The sequence below is a fragment of the Caldimonas sp. genome, assembly GCF_046289365.1.
Taxonomy (GTDB): Bacteria; Pseudomonadota; Gammaproteobacteria; order Burkholderiales; family Burkholderiaceae_C; genus Caldimonas.
In genome coordinates this window covers 1-8796 of sequence record NZ_JBKBVU010000130.1, presented here as the reverse complement: position 1 = coordinate 8796, position 8796 = coordinate 1, and the positions used below count along the sequence as shown (strand labels likewise).

The following is an 8796-nucleotide window of genomic DNA, read 5'->3' as shown; positions in this document are numbered from 1 at the left end:
GCCCTGGCCTGGGCCCTGTGTGCGCTGCCGGTGCTGCTGGGCTTCGTGCTGCCGGTGGCGGTGCTGCTGCACCTGCTGTGGCAGGAGGCGCGTTATGCCGAGGTGGGGATCCCCTGGGCGCGCTTCGTCCAGTGGGGCTGGACGAGCTTCCGGCTGGCCGCACTGGCGGCCTTGGCGGCCGTGGGGCTGGCGCTGGCGCTGGCCTTTGCGCTGCGCGAGCGGCCGGGCCCCGGCCTGCGGGTCGCGGCCCGGGTGGTGTCGCTGGGCTATGCCGTGCCCGGGGCGGTGATCGCCGTGGGCATCCTGCTGCCGGCCGCCTGGGTGCAGGCGCGCTGGCCCGACACCGGGGCCACGGCCCTGGTCACCGGTACGGCCCTGGGGCTGCTCTATGCCTACCTCGTGCGTTTCTCGGCGGTGGCGCTGCAGTCGGTGGAGTCAGGCTATGCCCGGATTGCGGGCACGCTGGACGAGTCGGCGCGCATGCTGGGGGCCACCCGCTGGCGCCTGCTGGGCCGGGTGCACCTGCCTCTGCTGCGGCGCTCGGCACTGGCGGCGGCACTGCTGGTCTTCGTCGACGTGATGAAGGAGCTGCCGGCCACCTATGTGTTGCGGCCCTTCAACAGCGACACGCTGGCGGTGATCGCCTACCAGATGGCCAAGGACGAACGCCTGGGCGAGGCGGCCTTGCCCTCGCTGGCCATCGTGCTGGTGGGGCTGGTGCCGGTCATCCTGCTGTCGCGTGCGCTGCGCCAGCGCGGCTGAGCCGCGCAGCTCAGCGTATGAATGCCGTGCAAAGGTCTCGGGGCCGCCGGACTCGGGGGGTGGGCCGGCGCACGGGGTGCCGGCAGGCACGGTAGCATGCGCAGCTTGCCCCACACGCCCGACCGATGGACCACTCCCTGCCTCACCCGCCCGAGCGACCGGTGCTGTACCGACGCCTGGCTGATGCAGTGCTGGTGCTGGGCGTGGCCGCCAGCGCCTACGGATGGCACCACAGTGCCGAGGCGCTGCGTGAGGCCTACGACCGTCGTTTCGAAGCGCTGGCCAGCGAGAAGGTGGCGCGCATCGTGGACTCGCTGGAGCGCTATATGGACCTGGCTGCCAGCCTGTCGGCGCTGTTCGAGGCCAGCCACCATGTGAGCCGGCGTGAGTTTCACGAGCACTTCCGTTCGCTGCGGGCGCAGGACCGCTACCCGGCTTTGCAGGCGGTGCAGTACGCCCCGCGCGTGACCCGCTCCGAACGGGAGCGCTTCGAGGCCTCGGTGCGCACTGACACGAGCCTGCGGCCCCAGGGGTATCCGGACTTCCGCATCCACCCGCCGGGCGAACGGGAGGAGTACTTCCCGGTGCTCTACAACGAGCCGATGGAGGGCAACGAGGCCGTGTTCGGTCACGACCAGGCGGCCGAGCCGGCGCGACGCGCAGCGCTGGAGCGGGCCCGCGACACGCGCAGGCCCGCCTTGTCGGCCCCGCTGACGTTGCTGCAAGGGGCGGTGCCCACCCGTGGTTTCGTGATCCGCGCGGCGCTGTTCTCCGTGCCGGAGGAACCGGAGGGTGTCGTGCGCGAGCCGGTGCACACGGGGCAGGTCAGCATCGTGCTGCGTTCGGCCGACCTGCTGCGCTATGCGCTGGTCGAGCACGATGCGAGCCGCTATCACGTGCGCATCACCGACATCGGAGACGAAGGCTACCGCAGCGGCCAGCCGGTGGAGGAGCGCGCGGTGGTGCTGCAGGGCAATGAGGTCTGGTCCTCGTCCTACGCGCTGCCCGAGCACGTGGCCCCCCGAGACCAGCGGGTCAATGTGAAGGCCGTGGGCGGGCGGATGTGGGAGGTGGTGATCACGCGCCGCCCGATCGACCCGCGCACCGATCCGTATCCGCTGACAGTGCTGCTGGGCGGGCTGGCCGGTTCGATCGTGCTGTGGATGGCCTTGCGCGTGTTCGCCGGGCGCTACACACGGGCCACCGCGCTGGCCCAGTATCTGAGCCGTCAGGCCAAGGAGAGCGAGGCGCGGCTGCGCAACGTGATCGATGGCACGGTCGACGGCATCATCACCTTCGACCGCGACGGCCGCATCGTCGACGTCAATGCGGCGGCGGCACGCATGTTCGGAGCGACCGAAGCCGAGCTGCGCGGCGCCAGCGTCAACGAGCTGCTGCCGCCGGCCGAGACGGCCCGAGAAGGAGTGGGGGCGGCGCTGGCCTGGGCGGCAGGCCCGGGGCGCGAGGTGACCGGCCTGCGACGCGACGGGCTGCTCTTCCCGCTGGAGTTGGCCGTCAGTGACGTTGAGCTCGATGGCCGGCCGCACAGCGTGGCGATGCTGCGCGACATCAGCGAGCGGCGCGCCACCGAGCTGGCGATCGAGGAGTCGCAGCGCCAGTTGCGTCGCGCCGATGCGCTGCGGCGCACGATCTACGACAGCGCCCCCTTTGCGATCGTGGCGCTCGACCTGCGCGGCGTGATCCAGGCGATGAACCCGGCGGCCGAGATGCTGCTGGGCTACAGCGCCGATGAACTGGTCGGGCGCGCCACACCGACCGTCTACCACGACCCCCAGGAGATCGCGCTGCGCGCGGCCCAGCTCAGTGCCGAGCTGGGCGAACCGGTGCCCGCGGGCGTGGAGGTGTTCATGGCCCGGGCGCGGCGGGGGCGTCCCGACGAGCGTGAATGGACCTGCATCCGCAAGGACGGGCGCCGCACACCGGTGATCCTGGTGATGACCACACTGAGCAACGAAGCCGGCGAGCCGGCGGGCTACCTGGGCATCTCCTACGACGTGACCGAGCGCAAGCGCGCCGAGGAGCACATCCGCCACATGGCGCACCACGATGCGCTGACCGGCCTGCCCAACCGCGTGCTGCTGCAAGAGCGGCTGAGTGCGGCCCTCACGCGGGCACGCCGCGAGAACGACTGCGTGGCGCTGATGTTCATCGACCTGGACCGCTTCAAGAACATCAACGACTCACTCGGCCACCATGTGGGCGATGGCATCCTCAAAATCGTAGCCGAGCGGCTGCACGCCACGGTGCGCGCCTCGGACACGGTGGCGCGCATGGGTGGTGACGAGTTCGTCGTGCTGTTGCCCAAGGTCTCGCATGTGGGTGACTGCGAGCTGGTGGCGCGCAAGATGATCGCTGCGCTGGGCGATCCGATGAAGGTGGGTCCGCACATGCTGCGGGTCACGCCCTCTATCGGCGTGGCGACCTTCCCCGAGGCGGGCAGCGACCCGGCCACGCTGATGCGCGCGGCCGATGCGGCGATGTACCACGCCAAGGCGGCGGGGCGGAACAACTTCAAGCTCTACGACGAGAGCATGACGCGCGACTCGGCCGACCGGTTGCGCATGGAAAACGACCTGCATGAGGCCATCGACCGTGGCGAGATGCGGGTGTATTACCAGCCGCAGTTCGACTGCGCCAGCGGCGCTCTGGTGGGCGCCGAGGCCCTGTTGCGCTGGGAGCGCCCCGGCCAGGGCCTGGTGCCGCCGGGCGAGTTCGTGCTGCTGGCCGAGGACACGGGCCTGATCGTGCCGATCGGGGCCTGGGTGCTGCGCGAGGCCTGCATGCAACTGCGCCGCTGGGAGGACGCCACCGGCGAGCGGCTGCGTGTGGCGGTGAACCTCTCGCCGCGCCAGCTCGAGGCCGACGACCTGCTGAACACGGTCGCGCGTGCCCTGGAGGTCGCGGCGCTGCCGGCCTCGCGGCTGGAGCTGGAGATCACTGAAAGCGCGATCGTGCGAGACACGCTGTCCACGGCCACCGTGCTGGCGCGGCTGCGCGCGCTGGGCATCTCGATCGCGATCGACGACTTCGGCATCGGCTACTCGAGCCTGGCCTACCTGCGCGATCTGCCGGTGGACAAGTTCAAGATCGACCGTTCCTTTCTGAGCGCGGTGCCCGGTTCGGCAAGCGACACGCGGCTGACCGCCGCGGTGATCGCGATGGCCCATACCCTGCAGGTGGGCCTGGTGGCCGAGGGGGTGGAGACGCGCGAGCAGTTCGAGTTCCTGCGCGAGCACGGCTGCCACGAAGCCCAGGGCTACCACCTGGGCCGGCCGATGCCGGCCGAGGACTTCGAGGCGCTCATCCGCCGGCTGCGCCAGCCGGCCAGCGGGCCGGCGCACCAAGGGCTCGACGCGGGCCTGACGGCTCCCCGGGCCTGACCGGGTCGGTGTGCGTTAGGCGGCAGGGGCGCGTCGAACGCAAGCGCGCTCAGCCCAGCAGGTCCAGCAGCGTGCGCGCCACCACTTTGGTGGCGCGGCGCAGGTCCTCCAGCACGATATGCTCGTCGGCGCGCTTGGCGTTGCTCTCGCGCACCGTGCGCGGGCCGGCGCCGTAGATGGCCGCGGGGATGCCGTGGGCGCCGAACAAGCGCACATCGGTGTACAGCGGCGTGCCCGAGGTGGGAATGGGCTCGCCGAACACCACCTCGCCATGGCGTTGCAGCGCCTGCACGAGCGGGGCGTTGCGGGCATCGGGCTTCCAGGCTTCGGCCAGCAGCAGGCGCTTGATGTCGACCGAGATGCCCGGGAAGCCTGCGGCCGCCTCGGTGATGACGCGGCGGATGTCGGCCTCGACCTCGGCCGGATTTTCCTCGGGGATCATGCGCCGGTCCAGGCGCAGCACCACCTTGCCGGGCACGACATTGGTGTTGGTGCCGCCTTCGATGCGGCCGACGTTGAGATAAGGGTGGGAGATGCCCGGCACCTGCGAGCGCACGGCCTTGTAGCGCTCGTTCTGAGCGTACAGCGCGTGCAGGATGCGCACGGCGCCCTGCAGCGCATCGACGCCAGTGTCGGGGATGGCGGCATGCGCCATCACGCCGTGCACGGTCACTTCCATCTGCAGGCAGCCGTTGTGGGCGGTGACCACCTGGTAGCTGAAGCCGGCGGCCAGCAGGTAGTCGGGGCGCGTCAAGCCCTGGCGCAGCAGCCAGCCTGGGCCAAGTTCACCGCCGAACTCCTCGTCGTAGGTGAAGATCAGCTCGACGCCGCCCTTGAGGGGCCGGCCAAGCGCTTCCAGCGCGCGTACCGCGAAGGTGTAGGTGCTGAAGTCGCTCTTGCTGACGGCGGCGGCGCGACCGTAGAGCCGGCCGTCGACGATCTCACCGCCGTAGGGGTCGTGCGTCCAGCCCTCGCCGGGGGGCACGACGTCGCCGTGGGCGTTCAGTGCCACCGTCGGGCCCTCGCCATAGCGGCGGCGCACGATCAGGTTGGTGAGCGACTGCAGGCCGTAGGCGCGCACCTCGTCGGCGGGCACCGGGTGCTTCTCGGCGGGCAGGCCGAAGCCGGCGAGCAGCTCGGCCGTGCGCTCGGCATGCGGGGCGTTGTGGCCCGGCGGGGTGTCGGTGGGCACGCGCACCAGTTCTTGCAGGAAACGCACCTGCTCGTCGAAGTGGGCGTCGATCCAGGCGTCCAGGGCCTGGTAGAGGGCGGGGGAGGTCATGAGAGTTCCGCGCAGAGTTGATCGAGCAGGTGCGAGAAGGCGCGCACGCACAGGTCGGCGTCGTCGCTGGTGATGGATTCGAGCGGGTTGTGGCTGATGCCGGCGTTCTGGCCGCGCAGGAAGAGCATGGCCTGCGGCAGGATCTCGTGCAGCTTCATCGCGTCGTGGCCGGCCCCGCTGGGCATGCGGTGCACCGGCAGGCCCAGGGCCTGGACGGCATGTTCCCAACGCTGCTGCCAGGCGGGATCCGAGGGGGCGGCGGCGGCACGCAGGGTCTCCTCGATGCGGTAGCGCAGGCCGCGGCGCTGGCAGATGCGCTCGAGCTCGGCCAGCACCTCGGCGGCACAGGCGTCGCGCACCGGGTCGGTGGTGGCGCGGATGTCCAGGCTGAAGCGGCAGCGCCCCGGCACCACGTTGATCGAGCCATTGGGCACCTCCAGGAGGCCCATGGTGCCCACCAGGTCGGGCACGGCCGAGGCGCGCTTTTCGAGGAAAAGGGCCAGCTCGGCCACGGCGGTGGCGGCATCGCGGCGCAGGCCCATCGGCGTGGTGCCGGCGTGGCTGGCCGTGCCGAGGATCTCGCCCACGTAGCGCACGCCGCCGTTGATTGAGGTGACCACGCCCAGCGGCAGGTCGAGCTCGTTGAGCACCGGGCCCTGCTCGATGTGGACTTCCACGAAGCCGAGATAGCGCTGAGGGTCGCGCCGCAGCTTGGGGATGTCGTCGATGCACAGGCCGGCGTGCTTCATGGCCTCGCGCATCGTGATGCCCTGGGCATCGGCCTGGTCGAGCCAGCGCATGTCGAACTGGCCCACCAGCGCGCCCGAGCCCAGGAAGACGGCCTTGTAGCGCTGGCCTTCCTCCTCGGAGAAGGCCACCACCTCCAGCCCGTAAGGCAGCCGCCGGCCCTGGCGCGAGAGCTCGCGCACGCAGGCCATGGGCACGAAGATGCCCAGCCGGCCGTCGTACTTGCCGCCGTTGCGCACGGTGTCGTAGTGGCTGCCCGTCAGCAGGTACTTCGTCGAGGCGCCCGGCGCGGGGTGGTAGCGAGCGACCACGTTGCCCACGGCATCGATCTCCACCTCGTCGAAGCCGCAATCGGCCTTCATCCAGTGCGAGATACGCTGGGCACAGGCCCGGTGCGCGTCGGTGAGGTAGGTCACGGTGAGCTCGCCGCGCTCGGCATAGCCCGGCTCGCTGTGCTCGGCAAGGCGTTCGGCCCAGTCCCACACGAGGTGCCCCAGGGTCGGCTCGACGCCGAACTTGTCGTTCAGGCGGATCTCGGCGATGCGGTGGATGTTGCGCAGCGCCTCGGCGAATTCGACGTCGGGCGGGTTGTCCAGCCGGCGCGCGAAGGTGGCGATGATCTCGGCCTTGCCCAGGCCCGTGCCGCGCGGGCCGCGCACGGCCAGGATGAAGGGAAAGCCGAACTTGGCGTTGTACTGGGCATTCAGGCGCTGCAGGGTCTCGAACTCTTCGGGCGTGCACTGCGTCAGGCCTGCCTGGCCCTGTTCGTTCGTCGATTCGGCCGTGAGGGTGCGCGCGACCATCGCCCGTCCGGCCAGTTCGGGGTGGGCACGGATGAGCTGGAGCTGCTCGTCGCGGCCGGCCTCGCGCACCACCTCGACCAGCACGCGCTTGAGCTGGGCCAGGGTGGCGAAGGGCCGCCGTGCGGCCGCGCGCTCGGCGATCCAGGGCGAGTGCTCGTAGGTGCCGTCCAGCAGCGCGACGAATCCGGCCGGGCTGGCCGCGTTGAGTTGGTCCAGGGTCAGGGGCATGGCGCTTACTCCCACAGGAAGGCGGTCGCGGGGTCGAAGGGGTGCGTGGCCTTCCAGTGGCGCGCGATGTCGATGCGTCGCGTCACCCACACCCGGTCGTGCTTCTCGATGTGATCGAGGAAGCGCTGCAGCGAGCGCATGCGCCCGGGCCGGCCCAGCAGCCGGCAGTGCATGCCGATGCTCATCATGGCCGGGCGCTCCTGGCCTTCGGCATAGTGCACGTCGAAAGCATCGCGCAGGTACTCGAAGAACTCGTCGCCATGGCTGAAGCCCTGGGGCAGCGCAAAGCGCATGTCGTTGCAGTCCAGCGTGTAGGGCACCACCAGGTGCGGCGCCAGCGAGCCGTCGGTGCGGCGCACCTGCAGCCAGAAGGGCAGGTCGTCGCCGTAGTAGTCGCTGTCGTACTCGAAGCCGCCGTAGTCGGCCACCAGGCGACGCGTGTTCGGGCTGTCGCGCCCGGTGTACCAGCCCAGCGGGCGCTGCCCGATCAGGCGCTCGATGGCCTGCATGCCCAGCCGCATGTGCTCGCGCTCGGTGGCCTCGTCGACGTTCTGGTAGTGGATCCAGCGCCAGCCGTGGCACGCCACTTCGTGCCCGAGCTCCTTGAAAGCGGCGCTCACCTCGGGGCAGCGCTGCATGGCCATGCCCACGCCAAAGACGGTGAGCGGCAGGCCCCGCCGCTCGAACTCGCGCAGGATGCGCCACACACCCACACGCGAGCCGTACTCGTAGATGCCCTCCATGCTCAGGTGGCGGGCCGGGAAGGCCGCGGGGTTGAACATCTCGGACAGGAACTGCTCGCTGCCGGCGTCGCCGTGAAGCACCGAGTTCTCGCCACCCTCCTCGTAGTTGAGAACGAACTGCACCGCCACGCGCGAGTGGCCGGGCCAGTGGGGGTCGGGCGGATTGCGGCCATGGCCGCGCAAGTCGCGGGGGTAGCGGGGGGACGATGAGGTCATCGCAAGGCTCGGGCGTCGCTGACAGGGGCCGCCGAAGGGCGGGGCGGAATGGCGAAAAGTGTGTGCTAAAGTGTATACAAAAAATGCGAAGGCGCAAGCCGGCCGCCCTGTTCCCGTCCACTTCGAACCTGGAGACACCCATGGGCCATCTGAGCACCCACGTTCTCGACACCATGCACGGCTGCCCGGCCGCGGGCATGAAGGTCACGCTGCAGCGCGTCACCGACGCAGGCACGCAGACCCTCAAGACCTTCACGCTCAACCACGACGGCCGCAACGACGGCGGCCCACTGCTCGATGCAGCCACCATGGCCGTGGGTCGCTACCGGCTGAGCTTCGAGGTGGCCGAGTATTTCCGCGCCAAGGGGGTGACGTTGCCCGAGCCGGCCTTCATCGACGTGGTGCCCATCGATTTCGGCATCGCCGATGCGGCCGGGCGCTACCACGTGCCCTTGCTCGTGAGCCCCTGGTCTTACGCCACGTACCGCGGGTCCTGAAGCAGGGGCGGTTCAGGGAAATTCCCAGGATTACTGTATTCTTTGCTGTATACACTTTGTGCACGTCGCCGCGGAGCCCGCAGCGGGGGGATTGTAGGGGAGGAGGTAGGTTTGGAA

At 70.2% G+C, this 8796-nt stretch carries 6 protein-coding genes; 3 read left to right on the top strand and 3 right to left on the bottom strand.

Annotated elements, in window-relative coordinates; translation table 11 throughout:
- Both ACK42S_RS12565 and ACK42S_RS12560 read left to right on the top strand, forming a co-directional pair.
- Window positions 1-762, top strand: a 762-nt coding sequence (locus ACK42S_RS12565) for an ABC transporter permease (protein WP_409707898.1), incomplete at its 5' end; no start/stop codon positions are given.
- A gap of 125 nt (window positions 763-887) precedes the next feature.
- Window positions 888-4163: an EAL domain-containing protein gene (locus ACK42S_RS12560; protein ID WP_409707895.1), complete on the top strand. Its 3276-nt coding sequence runs from the start codon at window positions 888-890 to the stop codon at window positions 4161-4163.
- 49 nt (window positions 4164-4212) lie between these two features.
- Here ACK42S_RS12560 and ACK42S_RS12555 read toward each other — a convergent pair whose 3' ends face one another.
- From ACK42S_RS12555 to puuE, 3 genes are read right to left on the bottom strand one after another with little or no spacing between them, the layout of a single operon-like run.
- Window positions 4213-5445: a M20 family metallopeptidase gene (locus tag ACK42S_RS12555; protein ID WP_409707892.1), complete on the bottom strand. Its 1233-nt coding sequence runs from the start codon at window positions 5443-5445 to the stop codon at window positions 4213-4215.
- Window positions 5442-7223 (bottom strand): 2-oxo-4-hydroxy-4-carboxy-5-ureidoimidazoline decarboxylase, encoded by a 1782-nt coding sequence (uraD, locus tag ACK42S_RS12550; RefSeq protein WP_409707889.1) that lies wholly within the window; start codon window positions 7221-7223, stop codon window positions 5442-5444. The genes ACK42S_RS12555 and uraD overlap by 4 nt, the downstream gene beginning before the upstream one ends.
- Before the next feature lie 5 nt (window positions 7224-7228).
- The gene (gene puuE / locus ACK42S_RS12545) at window positions 7229-8182 is read right to left on the bottom strand and encodes an allantoinase PuuE (RefSeq protein WP_409707886.1); all 954 of its coding nucleotides are present in this window, start codon (window positions 8180-8182) and stop codon (window positions 7229-7231) included.
- A 140-nt stretch (window positions 8183-8322) separates the two neighbouring features.
- On the opposite strand from puuE, the gene uraH reads away from it, so the two are divergent.
- Window positions 8323-8679, top strand: coding sequence for a hydroxyisourate hydrolase (gene uraH / locus ACK42S_RS12540; RefSeq protein ID WP_409707883.1), 357 nt, complete (start codon window positions 8323-8325; stop codon window positions 8677-8679).
- Window positions 8680-8796 lie beyond the last annotated feature (117 nt).